9 protein-coding genes are annotated in these 15,900 nt (G+C 66.0%); 4 read left to right on the top strand and 5 right to left on the bottom strand.

What is annotated here, in order from left to right:
* Positions 1-22: 22 nt before the first annotated feature.
* A complete protein-coding gene (locus GobsT_RS17210; protein WP_148087773.1) occupies positions 23-1,729 on the top strand; it encodes a glycosyltransferase family 39 protein in 1,707 nt (568 codons plus the stop codon).
* A gap of 3 nt (positions 1,730-1,732) precedes the next feature.
* Here GobsT_RS17210 and GobsT_RS17205 read toward each other — a convergent pair whose 3' ends face one another.
* The 4 genes from GobsT_RS17205 to GobsT_RS17190 form a co-directional block, all read right to left on the bottom strand.
* A complete protein-coding gene (locus tag GobsT_RS17205; RefSeq protein WP_010047870.1) occupies positions 1,733-2,683 on the bottom strand; it encodes a CHAD domain-containing protein in 951 nt (316 codons plus the stop codon).
* A 6-nt stretch (positions 2,684-2,689) separates the two neighbouring features.
* Positions 2,690-4,600, bottom strand: coding sequence for a GTPase (locus GobsT_RS17200; RefSeq protein ID WP_010047871.1), 1,911 nt, complete (start codon positions 4,598-4,600; stop codon positions 2,690-2,692).
* Between the two features lie 306 nt (positions 4,601-4,906).
* Complete coding sequence (locus GobsT_RS17195; protein ID WP_010047872.1) at positions 4,907-6,775, bottom strand: GTPase; 1,869 nt, start codon at positions 6,773-6,775, stop codon at positions 4,907-4,909.
* Between the two features lie 143 nt (positions 6,776-6,918).
* Positions 6,919-8,043: an NAD(P)/FAD-dependent oxidoreductase gene (locus tag GobsT_RS17190; protein ID WP_010047873.1), complete on the bottom strand. Its 1,125-nt coding sequence runs from the start codon at positions 8,041-8,043 to the stop codon at positions 6,919-6,921.
* Between the two features lie 1,100 nt (positions 8,044-9,143).
* Here GobsT_RS17190 and GobsT_RS17185 point away from each other — a divergent pair.
* Together GobsT_RS17185 and GobsT_RS17180 are read left to right on the top strand one after the other, a co-directional pair.
* Complete coding sequence (locus tag GobsT_RS17185; protein WP_148087772.1) at positions 9,144-10,217, top strand: hypothetical protein; 1,074 nt, start codon at positions 9,144-9,146, stop codon at positions 10,215-10,217.
* A gap of 90 nt (positions 10,218-10,307) precedes the next feature.
* Complete coding sequence (locus GobsT_RS17180; protein WP_010040750.1) at positions 10,308-11,237, top strand: DUF1559 domain-containing protein; 930 nt, start codon at positions 10,308-10,310, stop codon at positions 11,235-11,237.
* Positions 11,238-11,644: 407 nt separating this feature from the next.
* On the opposite strand, the gene GobsT_RS17175 is transcribed toward GobsT_RS17180, so the two are convergent.
* Complete coding sequence (locus GobsT_RS17175) at positions 11,645-13,828, bottom strand: DUF6797 domain-containing protein (protein WP_010040748.1); 2,184 nt, start codon at positions 13,826-13,828, stop codon at positions 11,645-11,647.
* A 559-nt stretch (positions 13,829-14,387) separates the two neighbouring features.
* Here GobsT_RS17175 and GobsT_RS17170 point away from each other — a divergent pair.
* A complete protein-coding gene (locus tag GobsT_RS17170) occupies positions 14,388-15,791 on the top strand; it encodes a DUF1501 domain-containing protein (protein WP_029600925.1) in 1,404 nt (467 codons plus the stop codon).
* Positions 15,792-15,900: the final 109 nt, after the last annotated feature.

Genomic DNA, 15,900 nt, shown 5'->3' with positions numbered 1-15,900 from the left:
AGAACTCGAACCGGGGCAGCGATTGAGCGCCGATCGACTTTCTCCGTCCGTCCCACGCGCCGGGGGGCGGCTGTTACTCGTGCTGGCGGGGTTTGTCACCCTCGCGAACGTTGCGAAACCCGTGACGGTGGACGACACCGCGTACCTCCTGTTTGCCCGGCACATCCACTCCCACCCAACCAACCCCTACGGGTTCGCTCTTTTCTGGTGGGCACAGCCGGAACCCGCGATGGAGGTACTGTGCCCGCCCGTGGTGCCGTACTGGCTGGCGCTCGGGATGACGCTGTTCGGTGAACACGTCGGGCTCCTGAAGCTGTGGCTCTTTCCGTTCGTGCTGCTCCTGGCATGGGCTTTGAACACGCTTCTGGTCCGCTTCGCACGGGGCATAGAGGGTGTTGCCCTGCCGGTGCTGATGCTCTCGCCCGCCGTTCTGCCCTCGCTGAACCTGATGCTCGATGTGCCGGCGCTGGCGCTCGCCCTGGCGTCGGTTGAACTGTTCATCCGTGCCGCGGGGCGTGGTCTGGGGCTCGCGGCACTCGCGGGCTGTGTCGCAGGGCTAGCGATGCAGACGAAGTACAGCGCGTTTGTAGCTCCGGCGGTGATCGCGTGGTACGGGATCACACACCGGCGCGTGGTTCCCGCCGTGTGCGCGGTATTCGCTGCTGCTGCATTATTTGCGGGCTGGGAATTTCTACTCGTCGCAAAGTACGGCCGATCGCACTTCGCGTTCCACGCCGGCTCGTCGGGCGGCGGCGGATTGAGCGCCTTCGTCGAGTCCAAGTTCCCTCTCCTCGCACCACTGGGCGGTTACCTGGGGTGTCTTGCCGTCGGGAGCGGGTTGCTTGCTATGTCTGCGCTCCGTGTTGCACGATGCTGGACTACCGGAACTGCCGCATTGTGGTGCCTCGGGTTCGGTTCGCTCGTCACACTGCCGCGCCGGTGGACCATCATTTCCGACCTCAACTTGGTGTCCGCGTTCTGGCAACTGAGCGGGCTCATCTGGCTGATGGCAGGAGCAGGATGTTTGGGCGTGCTGCTGTTCCGCGTCCGAACGGGGCTGGGCGTTCGTGTTCACCGCGGGGCGCTGTTTCTTTCCGGTTGGCTGCTCATCGAACTGGCGGCGGCAATTGGCTTAGCGCCGTTCCCGGCGGCCCGGCGTGTCATCGGGGTCAGCGTTGTATTGGGTCTGGTTGCGGCACGCGTGTTGAGCCGCGTCTGCCGTGTACGTCAGGATCGCCGCCCCTCTCGATGGGTCGTTGGTGTGGGTGTGGGGGCCGGCGCGCTGGTGGCCGCGATCGACACTCTTGACGCTTACCCCGAGAAGCTGTGCGCCGAAGAAGCCGCGCTACGGGTTGCACGGGCGCGAGCGGAGGAGCCGTTGTCGGCGGGTCGGGTGTGGTACGTCGGACATTGGGGTTTTCAGTACTACTGCGAGCGATTCGGGATGCTGCCGCTCATCGCTCAGCAGACGGAAGCGCGTGCCGGGGACTACCTCGTGGTGCCCGAATACCCGCCGGATGATCCGTTCCCGCGGCCGTACGCGGGGTTCGATGTGCGGCACCCTCCAGAATGGGTTGCGGACGATCTGGGCGGCGTTACGGCCGACGATCTGCTCTCGGCGAAGACTGTACCGAACTACTACGGCGGCGCCGGTCCCGTAACGGGGCGAGACCATCCCCGGCTGCAAGTGCGCGTGTACCGGCTGCGCACCGATTGGGTGATGCCGTAAGCGTTATCCGGTAATGGTCGCTGAGATCAGTTCGAGCTTGAACATGGAAGTCATTTCGAGCCACTGCTGGCGCCAGGCTGCGAACGCCTCGCGCCCTGCCGGGATCTTGGCCCGCAGTTCGGAAGCCAGCTCGTTAAACCCGGGCTTCACGCGCGCCATTTGCGTGGGGAGCGCCGCACCGAGACGCCCCCGGATGTCGGACAGCCGGTCCAGACCGACCGCGGCGTCCTGGACCTCGCCGAGCACTTCTTGCACCCGCTCCACCGCCGGGTAGACAGTGTCCTTCAGAAACCGGGGGAAGCACGCCGCGAAGATTTCGATCGCGTACCGAAGTCGCTTCGCGGTGATCCGCACGGCGTGCAGGTCGACCGGTTCGGTCGGGTTCGCTTCGGCCTCGTCGGTCAACTCGCGCATCAACTCGCCGAGTTGCTCGACCGCCAGAGGACCGATGGTTGCCGGGGCGTCGGCGCTCTCGGTGTTGTGGGCGCGGGTCAGCAGCGCGTCGGCCGCGGCGCGGAACGCCGCACCGTGTCGCGCCTCGGCGTCGGCGAGGTGGGCTTGCGCCACGGTTCGCTCGCCGAAGGCGTATCCCAGCAGGAAGTCGCGGGCGGGCTCTGCGTCCGTGCCCCGAAACGCCGTAGAACCGGGTAAGGCGGCGAGGAACACGTCCCAGTCGCGCGCGCCGCCAGCCGCCCGGCGCAGAGCGCGGAGGGCTTCCTTCGTGGCTTTGAGGGGCTTCCGCGGGAACGCGGGAGCAAACACGCGAAGCGCGGCGCAGGCGCGGCGGGTGCCGACGCGCAACTGGTGAACGAACTCGGCGTCCTCCCAGGCCCGGCCCGCGGCGAGAGGGAGGTACTGCCGTACCAGTCGGAAGCGTTCGGCGAGAACCCGACCGGCCGCCTCCGCAACCGGCACTTCGGGCGAAAGGCCCGTGATCCACTTCCCATCAGCCATGCGGTGTCACTTTCCGTACAGCTCGCCCACGTGTGCGGCCTGCTGGCGCTCGGTGAGCCAGTTCTCAACTTCTTTCGTTTCGGCCACAAGCCTGTCTACCTGTTTGCGCTCCTCACGGATGGCGGCGGCGACCTCGCCCGGAATCGCGAGGTACGCGCGCCCCAGTTCCGTTGCCATTCGGTCACCCAACTGCCGGCGGAACTCGGCGCGGATCGTCGGCCAGCGGATCGGCAACAGCAGCAGAATGAGCAGGTGGACCGCCACGATCACCACGAGCGGGATCAGCACCACCAGCAACATCTGGAACATGTCCGGGGTGATGCTCGGCGTGGGCACGAAAAAGTTCCACAACAGAGTGCCGACGGTCGCCACGAGGGCGATCTCCGGGAGCGTGTTCGCCGCGGCGGTGAGCGTGCCGCGCAAGGCCCGGCGGAAGCCCGTCGGGTTCGTGGCCTGGCGCTCCACTTCGGCGAGCGCGTCGATCACGGCGCGGGTGACCTTGTCGCGCCAGTCCAGCCGGCCCGCCGAGTTCGCCGGTTCGCTCAACAGCGTGAGGGGGAACCCCTTCGACTCGGCGTCCACGAGTAACCGGTTGATGAGCGCCGCCGTGCGCTGGTCGAGCACGCGCTCCCCGGCCGTGCGGGCGCACTCCTGCACGAACGCGCCCAGGTTCCACTCGACCGGCGTATCGACCTTCCCGCCGAGCAGCTTGCCCTTCAGCCCGGCTAACGGGATGCGGTCGCGCAGCCCGCTGCCGGCGTACCGGAGCCGCGTGGTGACGCGCAGGTACGCCGCCATCAGCCCGCGGAACCGCTGCTGGTCCTCGACGCTGAAATGGTGCTCGACCTCCGTCTGGTACGGTTCCAGCGTGCCGACCAGCACGTCGGCTTGCACATCCGCCTCGTCCGCGAGCGTTGTCTCCCACGCGGTTTTGACCTTCTCGGCCTCGGCGGTGAGGTCCGGCGGCCGGTTCGCCTCGGCGACGCGCGCGACGTGCGCGAGCAGTTGCCCGACCCCGCGCGCCTTGACGGCTTCGATCTCGAGCTTCGTCAGCCCCAGTTCGAGCCAGCTCCGCAGGAGCGCGAACTGCTCGCCTTCGGGGAGGTCGGCGGGACGGGGCGGGGGGCCGCTCCCGGAATGAGTCTTCGCCGCGTCGAGCCACAGTTGCGCCGTGGTGCGAAAGAGCAAGGGGCTCTGAAACCCCTCGGCCTTGAGGTCCGCGAGCAGGTCCTCGTCGGGCCGGATTCCGCTTTCGCCGGTGAGGCACCGGTCCCACTTGTTGAGTACGAACGCGAACGCCCGGCGCTGCCGCTGCTGCTTGAACAGGTCCCACACGATCCGGTCGTGATACTTCTCCTGCGAGCCGACGTACAGCACGATGTCGGCGACGGGCAGCAGGGCGACCAGCTTGTCGCGGTTGCTCAGGTCGTTGGAATCCACGTCGGGGGTGTCGACGATCACCTTCTGTTCGAGCCCCGCGCGGTCGTGCTGGACCAGGCGGCACAGCCGCAGTGCCGGGTCGAGCCGCTCCGACTTGACCGAGTGGTGGAAGTACACCACCGGGTCGCGGGTGGTCGGGCGGGTGAACGACGCCTGCGCGATCGGCCCGCCGGCGAGGGCGTTCAGGAGCGTCGACTTTCCGACACCCGTGCCCCCCATCAGCATCACGACTAATAGCGGCTTCTCGACATCGAGCGTCTCGGCCTGCCGCCGCAGGTCGTCGGCGAGCCCTTCCAGCTCGGCCCGCTGCATCATACTGAGCGGGTACTTCCGGCGCGAGTCGAGCCAAGACCGCACGGGCCGCTCCAGCCCGCGGAGGAGCGGTGCGAGGGTGCGCAGCAGCGGTTGCGGCGGCACCTCGGGCGCGACGGCGGTCGTGGCGGTGGCGTCTTCTTGTTCGGGTCCGCTCGCGCTCATGCGATTCGTTGCTCCTGGCTTCCCTTCACCCCCGGAAGGGGTGACAGCATCGCCCGGGCGGCACCCCGGGAACGCAACGGTAGCAAACTGCCCCCAAATAGGGGTGCGACATACCCAGTAAATGTCCCGCACGAGCACCAGTAGTCGTGCCCATTCTTCGGGCGCGTTGCACTTCGCCCGAATTTCAGTAGGAACGCGATACGCTTCAAATCCAGCCGTTTCGAGTTCCGCGTTCCCACTCGCGGTCGCACGAAGCGGGTTAAAACCGCATTCGGGGACTTTTTCCTCCGCCCGTGTGCCCCGTGGTTACGGCCCGGCGGGAGCCGCGACCGGCACCGGCGGTGCTTCTTTGGGCTGCGTGAGTGCGGCGGCCTTCGCAACAACTCGCTCTTCGAGCGTGCGGATCGACTCCGGCACCCGGCGGAGCACCTGCTGGAGCTTCTCCAGCGACGTCCCACCGGTCGCGGGCCACTCGGTCAGCCAGTTCGCCAGCGGCGCGCTCAGGGAGGCGGTCATCAGCGACTCGCGGTGCGACCGGACCCGCTGCCGCGCGCCTTCCGCCACCGCCCGCGTGGCGAGTTCCGCCGTCTGGTGGGATGCCGACACCCCGAGCGGGATGAGCAACAGCCCCCAGCCCGGCGGCCAGGTCGAATACACCACGCCCCCGATGATGGCGAGGTCCACCGCCAGCTTCCCGCCCCGGAGCGAGTACAGCAGCGCCGGGTTCTTCTCCAGACCGTTCACGAGCGCCCGGCCGGCCTGTTCGAGGTCGTCCGTCTCTTTCAGCTCGAAGGACCGGAAGTCGGTGGCGAACCGGTCCCGGGCCTGGGGCGCGAGTTCCGACTCGAACCGGATCGACACCTGCTTCCAGATCGCATGGGCACCGGCCTTGCGCAGCGCCTCGGTGTGCAGCGCGTCCAGCCAGCCCGCCAGCGCACCCGACAGTACCGACTCTTCCGACAGATTTAGCACGTCCGGGCGTACGAGTAGCCCGTAAATCGCGTCGCGGGTCCACCGGTACGGCGCCCGGAGCCCCCAGAAGATGCCGCCGACCACGCGCCCGGCCGCCGGCAACTCGAGCAGGTCCGTCAGGCGCTCGCGGAACCGGTCGAACCGTCGGAACTGCTCCCCCGAGAGGAACTCCCGTCGGTAGCGCTCCTCAAAGGCCGCCTTACCGGACTGCACCGCGGACTTCCACGCGTCCAGTTCACTGAAGTCGCGCTTGGCGACCTCGAGCAGCCCTTCACCGGCGGTCGACAGGTATTTCGCGGCGTTGGTCACTGTTCGGGCGCGCGTCAGGGCGTCGCTCTCGCACTGAACCAGGATCTGGTTCAGCAACTGGACGCGGTAGTGCGCGCCGGCGCCCGCCGGGTCGGACCGGTCCGCGACGCTCATGTGCGGGATCGCGACCACGGGAACGGCGGGCGTCTCGCCGTTCGGGAGCCTGGGGAGCCGGCCCAGGATCTCCTGCTTGAAGTGCTCGATGAACGCGTCGGCGTCCTGCGGGCGCATCTTCGTGAGCGCCACGACGACCGCCTTACCGGCCTTCACGAGCAAATGCAGGAACTCGGTCGGGACCGCGTCGTTGTACCGCTCGTCCGACGCCACGTAGACGATCACGTCCGACAGGGCCGAGATCTCGAGCAGCCGGCCGACGTAGTTCTCCGCCGCCCAGGTGGTCATGTCCGGGCAGTCCCAGATCACGAACTCGCCCAACGGGTGCGAATAACCCTCTTTCGCGCTCGCCGGCAGCGGGACGCGTTTCACCTGGTACACGTCCTCGTCCACGCTCGCGGGCTTGTCTTCCGAGAGCTTGTGCATCGAGCCGAGGAAGCCGAGGTAGCTGGGCCACTGGAACGCGGGGCCGGGCGGCAGGAACGCCGTCGGGTGGCGTGTGAACCCGGCCTGCGGGTTCGCCTCCGCGACCTTTGCTCCCGCCAGGAAGTTCACCACCGTACTCTTGCCCGCGCCGGCGCCGCCGACCACCGAAACGTGCAGCGGCCGGGGGGGCTGGCCCTCCAGGAACGGCCCGATCACGTTGCGCGTCAGCGCGGACGCCAGCCGCAGCGTGGCCGCGTGCGCGGACAGCTCGGGCTGCCGGCGGCAGTGGTCTTCGAGCCAGCGGAGGTCGTCGGCGAGTTGACCGACGGCCGAGCGGTGTTCGGTCGGTTGCATGCCTCTATTATCGCAGATGTCAGGGCGAACGGCCGGAAAGAGTGCCGGTTGAGAACGATCGACGGGTTGAACCGGATCGACAGGACGGAAAGAACGAATGATCTTCAAATTCGTTCGTTCCGTTAATTTCGGCGCAACCGCTTTCAGCTCCGGAACGCGGTCTTCGCGTTCGCCCCGGGGCGGCGGTCCAGGGCGAACGGGCGCAGCTCCACACACGGCGGTCGCCCGGTCAGTAGTTCGGTCACTACCTGCGCGGTGCCGACCGAGAGCTGCACCCCGGCGCGGAAGTGGCCGGCGGCGACGAACACGCGGTCCGTGCCGGGGACTGGTCCCAGGTACGGTAGCCCGTCCGGAGATCCGGGTCGCAAGCCGGACCAACTTGCCTCGACGATCGGACCGTTCGCGAACCGGAGCACGGCTTGAGCGAACGCGACCAGTCCGCCGATGCCTTCGGGCGTGGTGCGGTTCTCGAACCCGGCTTCGGGTTCCTCCGTGGAACCGATCAGCGTTAAACCGTCGCCGCGGGGAACGATGTACCGCTTCCCCATCATCAGGACGCGCGACCCGGCCGCGCCGCGGACCGCCGCGATCTGCCCGCGCACGGGGTAAACGTGCGGCGTGTGTCCGAGCGGCTGGAGGAGCGGTTTGCTCCAGGCCCCGGTAGCCAGAAGGTAGTTGCCGGCCCGAACGACGGCACCGGACGAGAGCCGCACGCCGGTGACCCGCGCGTCGGTGAACTCCCACCCGTCCGCACCTACGCCCGGTCGGAGCGCGACGCCGGCGCGTTCGCACGCGGCAATCAGTGCGCGGAGGTGCCACGGGTTTCGCACCTGCGCGCATCCCGGCAGGAGGTACGGCTCCCCTTCGACGGTGCCGAGCGGTTCGAGTGCCCGCGATTCTGCCACTGTGAGGCGCTCGAACGCGATCGCTTCCGCGCGCCACAGGTCCACAACATCGGAGTCGTCGGGAGAGAGAAACTCCAGAGCGCCGCAGCGCCGGTAGCCGTTATCGACGCCCGTGAGCGTGCGCAACTCCGCGGACAGTTCCGGGAACCGCGCCGAGCCGATGCCGCGGAGCCGGTCGGCGGGCGTCGCGGCGCGGTCCGGGTGCCCCGGCGGCACGATCCCGGCCCCCGCCCACGACGCCTCGCGGCCGAGGTCGCCGCGGTCGTACACGTGGACCGACACGCCCGCCCGCGCGAGGAAATAGGCGGACGTGAGGCCGATCACGCCGCCGCCGAGGATGACGACATCTGGTGAAGCTGGCATACCGGGGTCAGCCGTTTCAAGTTCCGAGCGAATCCTGCTCGCATATTACCCAACAGAGGCTCGATTGGCGGGCGGCGCCCCGCTCGAAGCCGGTGCCGGCCGTACTCGTGTTGTACGGCCGCGGGGCAGCGGCTCGCGTCACGACGAACTAAATGGCGGCCGGCAGGCGCGTTCAGTGCGGCGGCCCGTGTGCCCGCCGCAGGCGGGCACACGGGCCGAGATAGAAGATTCAATACCGCAGTATTTTATAACAGCATTAGTGTAAACTATGCATCAATCCACCAGCACGCCTGCCCGCAGGAGAACGCTCATAGCCTGCGATGCAAAATCATTATCTCTTTAGTATGATATTTTAAACAACTTATTTTGTCATGTTAATTATGAACACTCGCCGCACGCACTCGTAAGGCGGGTTGCAGGGTGTCATTTGCTGCGTGCTCGTTGGCGCCGCGTGGCCATGAGCATCAGGAGCAGGACGTGCATTTTCTTGGTCTTTTATTTCAGAGTCGACTGATTTACGATCATCGCCCTCTCCGCCGACCACACCGGCTGGCAACGAGTTTTCTGATGCGGAGGGGCTGTTGTGGTAGGGGGCCCCGCGCCTCTTGGTACTTTTCGTGCGCTGTCTGCTCGGGATGCCAGTGCCGGTTGCGTCCAAGTCACCTGTGGCACCGGGGCTCATCGGTACGTGCTCGGGTTGTGGGCGTGTAACGCCGTGGTCATCTATCCGAGCGATCGACGTGTACGGTCAACGCTGGATGGGTGAACGTGCGATCCGGGACCGAATTTTGCACGCAGCGGCCAGCAAACCTCTACGGTTGCAACGAGACTGATCAGAACGGGTTCCCCTGCGTCGTTCTGTACCAAGGGTGTAATGCGTGCGGAGGCGGTGGAGCAGCCGTTAGCCGTTGCTTGATGATTGGGGGAGCACCACGGCCAACGCGTATTGATTCCCCTGGGATTTCGTGTGTTTCGCGAGGTAGTGCTTGTTTCGCAAGGCGTTTTTGGGGTCTCAACTGCGAAACCCTGGGATTTCCAGGCAATTAATACGCGTTGGCCGTGGGGGAGCACAAAGGCTCCCCATTTCATGAGGGTTACTGATGGTTCGTGCATTATTGGTTGGGGCTTGGATGCTCTGCCCTGCGTGGGCACGGGCGGGCGACGCCGACCTCAATGCGGTCAAATTACGCCACACCGAAACGGCTGAGGCGATATCCACCTTATATTTGAAGCTACGCGTCACTTTTGAGCCGGCGTTGCCCACGGGCGCCGAAACCATTGAATACTGGCGGGATGGAGGGGAGTTCCACCTGAAACTACATACTGAGAGGGGACGACATTCCGAAACATACGGTAAAGACAATACGGTTCGCACATTTGACAACGGCCCGACAGCAGGGGGCGCCTCGACCAGTTCCGGGAAAATCGCCGCCGCAGGCGGACCGATCTACGGTGACCCGATGGCCTTGTGCCTCCTCACCGTTCCCGGCGCGACGCAGTTCCGTGCCCCGTTCGCAACCGTGCTAAAGGAAGCGGGCCAGAGCGCGTCGGTGAGAAATGCCAAGGAAGCGGGGAACGAGTACGCGGTGGTCACGCTGACCCATGAGAAGGCGAAGCTCGACATTTGGTTTTCGAAATCACACAACTATCTAGTGGGCAAGCTCGTGATCTGGAGCACAAAGGAGTTCCCACATCCCATTGGTGATAACACCGTGACCGCATTTCGAGAGGTCGCCCCTGGCATTTACTTCCCGAGTCAAGTCGCGTCCACCAATTATTCCGCGGTGGACGGGAAAGTGATCGCGCGGCGCACCGTTGCAGTTCAGGACATCCGGTTGAACCAACCTGTGTCAAGAGACCGGTTGGCATTTAAATTTCCTCCCAATTTCACTGTCCTCGACCAGATCCAAAACAAGGTTTGGCAGACCAACAGCGCGGGCGAGATCGGTGGGGAGGCCAAGGGGGCGGACGGTAAGCCATTGACGGTCGCGAGAGGGACCCTGCCGAACCCATCGAGCAACGCCCCCTCTGGGGCGGGCGATACGTTCACATCGGCAACAACGGAAGAGATTCAATCTCCCGATCGCTGGATTACACGAGTATCGACATTCATGATTGCATGCGGAATTGCGATTTATGTTTACAAGAAAATGAAGATCGCCCGGACGGTGTGAGTTTCGGGTCTCGTGCGTTGCCCACTTCGAAAAGCAGCAGTTCGAGTTTGAGATACCTGTCACCGTCACCGTCACGACCGGAACCGAACAATGAGCGTCCCATCCGCCCGTATTGGTATCCCATCGAACACATCCGAACGGCCCGGGTTCAGTTTGGTGGAACTGCTGGTGGTCTTGGGGATCGTTGGCTTGTTAATAGGCCTTTTGCTCCCGGCTGTGCAAAAAATTCGCGGGGGAGCGGCCCGCACCTCCTGTCAAAATAATCTGAAACAGATCGGTCTCGCCCTTCAGAACTACCACGCCTCCCACGGCCGGTTGCCCGACGGGGTGCCCCAAAACGCACTGCGCCGACCGCCCGTGACCGTTACGTGGATGGCACAAATACTGGCGCAAATGGATCAAGCGGCGTTGTCGGAGGGAACAGAGCGGGCCCTCGTCACGCACCCTCTGGACCCGCTCTGTAACCCGCCCCACGTCGGGTTCAGCGCCGTCGTGAAACCCTACCAGTGTCCGTCCGACGGTCGGTTGACGGCCCCGGTGGCGACTCGGGACCGGCTTTCAATGGCCTGCACGTCGTATATGGGCGTGAGCGGTAAGCAGGCCAATGATGGGGTCATGGGGCAGTACCCGGGTGTGCGGTTGACAGACATCTCGGACGGTGCCAGTCAAACGGTAGCGGTGGGAGAGCGCCCCCCGCCGGATACGTTCCAGGCCGGGGGATGGTACGCTCGGTTGGCTCCGCCGAACGGCTATTGGGGCACGCTCTACGGACCCGATGAGGATATGCCAATCATCAACTACCCGCCACCGGGCGAACGCTGCGGCGGGCCATTTGTGTTTGGACCCGGTCGGACCGAAAACCCCTGCGATCGGTACCACTACTGGAGCCTTCATGCGGGCGGCGCGAACTTTCTGTTCGCCGACGGGTCGGTTCACTTCTTCCGCCACGCCGCGCGCGACATCCTCCCGTCCCTTGCAACTCGGTCCGGCGGCGAAGTGGTGAACGTATCGGAGTGGTGAGCGGCCCGGACCCAAGTCGCGCCCGACTGGCTGCACAGAAGATCGAGACCTCTGTGACCCAAAGAAATAATGCCGCGGTGCAACATGTTTTTGTACCGCGGCGGCCGACCCATGCTCCGTTGAACGCCACAGCGGGAGCCCGGCGGCTACTTGAGGGGTGCATTGGTCACGCAATGAAGATCGCACAGTATCGCAACAAAAATCGACTACAATGATAACATTTTTACATAAATTCATGCATTAATACTGTTTACACCAGAGCTGGGCAAAATCTGACTGATCCGTATCCGTCGGTGGAAGTCCTGGTTCCACCAAAGCGGCGCGACTCAGCGAACGTCGGACGGGATTACGGACCGATCAGCTTTGGTATCAGTAGCCTGAAGCTGCGCGATTTTATGCGGGCGCGCTCATTTGGTGCTGTTAATGGTCAGGACCACTGAGCCGGTCACCGCGGCGCCGTCCGCGGCCTTCACGTTGTACCCGACCTGCATTTGCATCACCGGCTTAAGTGCCGCGAACGTGAGTTCCAGCGTCCGCCCGTCGGTCGAGAGCGTGGCGCTCTGAACGGGAACGTCGTCCTGGCCCTCGGCGGTCGGGTCGGACGGCTTCCAGCGCTTGGAACCGTACTCGCCGCTCCACCGGTAGTTCCACCACGCGCAGCGGTAGTTGTCGGTCACCGCGATCGATTTCGGGTCCAAGGGCCGGGCAAACGTGAGCTTCAGCACATTACCCCGCACCTCCAGCCCCGTTGCCACGTCGAGCGGCTGACCGGTGTACCGCACGCGCTGCAAACACCCGTCCGCCTGGGCCGCCGTCTGCCAGCCGTTGAGCCCGCACGCGTACAGGTTGCCGTCGGGTCCAAAGCGCCCGCGGCACACACCTGACAGGAACTGGATGCCGAGACCGGCGACCCCGCCTTGCGCCGAGCCGTCGCTCAACTCCTGCCGGAGTAATACGTAGGGCCGACATCGGCCGTAAGAGAGGTGGAGCGGGAGCCCGGCGAGCGGCCCGAACGCTCCCTTCGGCACCCATACCTGGCCGCCGGCCGAGTTGTCCACCTCGCGCGGGAGCCAGCACAGCGGGTTGTTGTAAGTTGTGGGCGGGGTGGCGCGGTGGTGTCCGCGCATGTCACCGTAGAACCCGCCTTTACGGTACTGGTCGATGCGGGTGGCGGGCATCCAGTTCCCTTCCTGGTCCGCGCCGGTCAGCACGCCGGTCGGCGACATGCCCATCCCGATCGGGTGCCGGAACCCGGTGCAGAACACTTCGGCCTTCGCGCCGTCCTTCGTGACGCGGATCAGGGTGCCGCCGGACGGGAGGTGCGTGTCGCCGGTCTTGAAAAAGTAGAAGTTGCCTTCGGGGTCGGTTTCCAGGCAGGTGTCGTAGGAGTGTTCGCCGGCCCCGGTGTGCCAGTCGTTGCTCACGCACTCGTAGAAATCGGCCTCGCCGTCGGCGTTCAGGTCGTGGAGGCGGGTGAGTTGCCCGCGCTCGAGAACAACCACCTTCCCGTCAACGACTTTCAGCCCGAGCGGGTGGTAGAGCCCGGTCGCATACCGCTGCCAGGAGCACGTTCCCTCCTTCTCGTCGACCGTGACCAGCCACACGTCGCCGTGACAGGTACACATCGCGATCCGGCCGTCTTTGAGGAAGTCCACGCCGGTGCAGAAGAACAGCGCGCCGAAGCGGTTCTTGTACGGGATGGTCAGCGTGTCCACCGCGAACGCCCCGGCGGGCTTCCCGCGGACGAGTTGGGTGACGATCGGATCGCCCCAGCGTTTTGGGCCGCCTTTCGTCAGATCGGCGAGGCTGTTCCCCTTTACGGAAACCGCTTCGTTCTCGAACGGTTCGACGATTTGAACCGGCAGCGGGCTTTTGATCTCGCGGGCGGGCGTGTTGTTGCGCACGCGCGCCGGCGCGGGGGTGACGGCTGCCGTGCCGGGCTGAACTTCGATCGTCCGCAGCGGCACCTGTTTCCCGCTCTTGGTCGCACCGAGGGCCACCGACTCGAGCACGTCGCGCCCGTTTACGGTATAGCTGAACACGACGCGACTGCCGTGAACGTACAGCCCGCGGTACTTGGCCCACTCTTTCCGCAGCGGTGCGGTGAACGGTTTCGGCGCGTCCCACGTGCCGTTCGGGTCGGCCCAGCCGGGGCCGGCGGCGTTGGCGAACAGCATTTCGCCCTTCGGCGTCGGCGTGTTGAGCAGACCGAAGCGGCGGTCGCTGTGGTTCAGGTACCCGCCGGCCCACGCGGCACTCACCCGCATGGTGGAGCGGTCGAATACGGCCGCGAACTCGTCCTTCGCGCCCACCCGCACCACGGTCGCCTTGTAGATCGTTTCACGTCCCTTGCCGAGCGGGTACTGCATCGTGCAGTTCAGGAACGGCCCCGTGTTCATGTCGCGGAACCGCGGGTCGATCCAATCCTTGTCGGTCATCCGCTCCCACGGCTCGGCCTTTCCCACGGCCGGGCGCGGGGTCCAGTCCGCGAGGGCCGGGTCGATGCCGGGCGGCACGGCCGGGCGCGGGGGCGGGGCGATGGGGAGATCGGGAGCGGCCGAAACGGCCGCGAGTAGGAGAATGAGAGGCATGAGGCACCCAAACGTGGCGGGGAGCGGTGGCGGGTGACGACAGTGTGTCGCGTTTCGGTCGCGTTGGCAACGGGGTTTATTGAGGTCGTTTCGGGCGAGCGAGTGGGCAACAACGCACGGACAGGAGACATCGTCCTGGTGAGATGCGCCCATGCCGGAGACAGGGCCGGTTACGCTGACTGCCCAACGCCCGAGGTGATCTGCGATCCGGTCACATCCATGCGGGCACCATCGCTGTCAAAACTCGTGCCCGCCCAGCCTGTACCGCTGACCGTGACCCAACCCGTTGCTCCAGTCGCGATCTCGTCGGCGTAGTCGCCAACGCCGCAGTTACCGCTCCACCTCCCAAATTGATTCGCGCGTCGGTGCTGGCGACGTAGACACCGGCGCGCAATCCTTGCCCCGGTCAACAACACCTTGGCCGGTAAAACCGTCGGAGGGGATGCGAAAGATCACCATCTCAAGATCATGGATTTCGCTTCATTTCCACCACACCTCACGGCATACTAAACTCACCCACCGACCGACGCGCTTCCCCCCACCCGCGCGAGCCCCGCCGATGCTCTCCCTTTTGACCCGCGAGGCCGCGAGCCTCTGCGACCGTGTCACCCGCCGCGAAGCTCTCACGGTCGGCTCGCTCGGCGCGTTCGGGCTCACCCTTCCGACACTTCTTGCGGCTGAAGGGCCGAGAGACGGACGCCCGGCGCTCACCCGAAGGCCCAGAAGCGTCATTCTGTTGTTCCTGTTGGGCGCACCGCCACAGCAGGAGACCTGGGACCCGAAGCCGGATTCGCCCGCCGAAGCCCGCGGCGACATGGGCGTCATCCGCACCGCCACGCCCGGACTCCTGATCGGCGAAACGATGGTGCGCACCGCACGCCTGACCGAGCGCATCGCGGTCCTGCGGGCGTGCCAGACCAACGACAACGCCCACTCCGCCAGCGGCTACTTCATGACCACCGGGCACGCGCACGTCCCGATGCAGGTCGAGAACGCCAAGCCCGGAGCGCCCAACGACTGGCCCTCCCTGGGCGCGGTGGTGAAGAAGGTGCTTCAGCCGCGCTGCACGCTCCCGGCGGCGGTCACCCTACCGGAACAGAGCGCGAACGACGGCGGGTTCACCTGGCCCGGACAGGACGCGGGGTTCCTGGGGCGCGCCAGCGACCCGTGGCTCATGAACTGCGCCCCCGAGTTGGGCACGTTCGAGGTCCCGGGGCTGAGCCTGCCGACAGACGTGCCGGCGCCGCGGTTCGACGGTCGGAAAGGGCTGCTCGACGCGCTCGGCGGCGCGCAGGCGCACCCCTCGCACCGGAGCGGCGTGTCGGAACTGAGTGCCGACGCCCACACGCGCCGCGCATTCGAGATGATCACGTCGCCGGCGGCCCGGAAGGCGTTCGACCTCGATTCCGAAGGCCCCCGCGCCCGCGACCGGTACGGGCGGACCCGGTTCGGGCAGTCGTGCCTGCTCGCCCGGCGCCTGGTTGAGGCGGGGGTGCCACTGGTGCGTGTGAACTGGACCCGCGTGCCGGACGCGCCCAACAACGGGCACTGGGACACCCACAGCAAAAACACCGAGGGCGTGCGAAAGCTCATGCCGGTCCTCGACGCCGCCTACAGCGCGCTGATCGAGGACCTGGCCGACCGCGGGTTGCTGGAAGACACGCTCGTGGTGTGGATGGCGGAGTTCGGTCGCACGCCGAAAATCAACGGTGCCGGCGGGCGCGACCACTGGGGGCCGTGCTTCTCGATCGCGCTCGCGGGCGGCGGCGTCAAGGGCGGCGCGGTTCACGGGGCGAGCGACAAACTCGCGGCGTACCCCAAGGACGGTCGCGTTCTCCCGCAGGACATCCACGCAACGATTTACCACTGTCTCGGCATCCCGCGCGACACCGAGATCCACGACACCCAGGGGCGCCCGCTCGCGATCTGCCACGGCGAGCCGGTCCGCCAGGTTCTGAAGTAGGGGCGATGGAGGAGCAACGGTTTCGGTGCCCCCTGCCGGCCGGTCGCCCTCGCGCCAGGTGGACCTCGTCTGCGACTTCGGCGCAGTGCCGGTTCCGGCGGATGCGTTC

The organism is Gemmata obscuriglobus (genome assembly GCF_008065095.1).
Classification (GTDB): domain Bacteria; phylum Planctomycetota; class Planctomycetia; order Gemmatales; family Gemmataceae; genus Gemmata; species Gemmata obscuriglobus.
Note: the sequence above shows the minus strand (reverse complement) of the source record. Positions and strands in the feature narration are given on the sequence as shown.

What these genes read in the sequence shown, in the direction of transcription:
- GobsT_RS17205 (WP_010047870.1), bottom strand. Translation starts at nt 2,683, where the DNA reads ATGGCTGATGGGAAGTGGATCACGGGCCTTTCGCCCGAAGTGCCGGTT.
- GobsT_RS17200 (WP_010047871.1), bottom strand. Translation starts at nt 4,600, where the DNA reads ATGAGCGCGAGCGGACCCGAACAAGAAGACGCCACCGCCACGACCGCC.
- GobsT_RS17195 (WP_010047872.1), bottom strand. Translation starts at nt 6,775, where the DNA reads ATGCAACCGACCGAACACCGCTCGGCCGTCGGTCAACTCGCCGACGAC.
- GobsT_RS17190 (WP_010047873.1), bottom strand. Translation starts at nt 8,043, where the DNA reads ATGCCAGCTTCACCAGATGTCGTCATCCTCGGCGGCGGCGTGATCGGC.
- GobsT_RS17185 (WP_148087772.1), top strand. Translation starts at nt 9,144, where the DNA reads ATGGTTCGTGCATTATTGGTTGGGGCTTGGATGCTCTGCCCTGCGTGG.
- GobsT_RS17180 (WP_010040750.1), top strand. Translation starts at nt 10,308, where the DNA reads ATGAGCGTCCCATCCGCCCGTATTGGTATCCCATCGAACACATCCGAA.
- GobsT_RS17175 (WP_010040748.1), bottom strand. Translation starts at nt 13,828, where the DNA reads ATGCCTCTCATTCTCCTACTCGCGGCCGTTTCGGCCGCTCCCGATCTC.
- GobsT_RS17170 (WP_029600925.1), top strand. Translation starts at nt 14,388, where the DNA reads ATGCTCTCCCTTTTGACCCGCGAGGCCGCGAGCCTCTGCGACCGTGTC.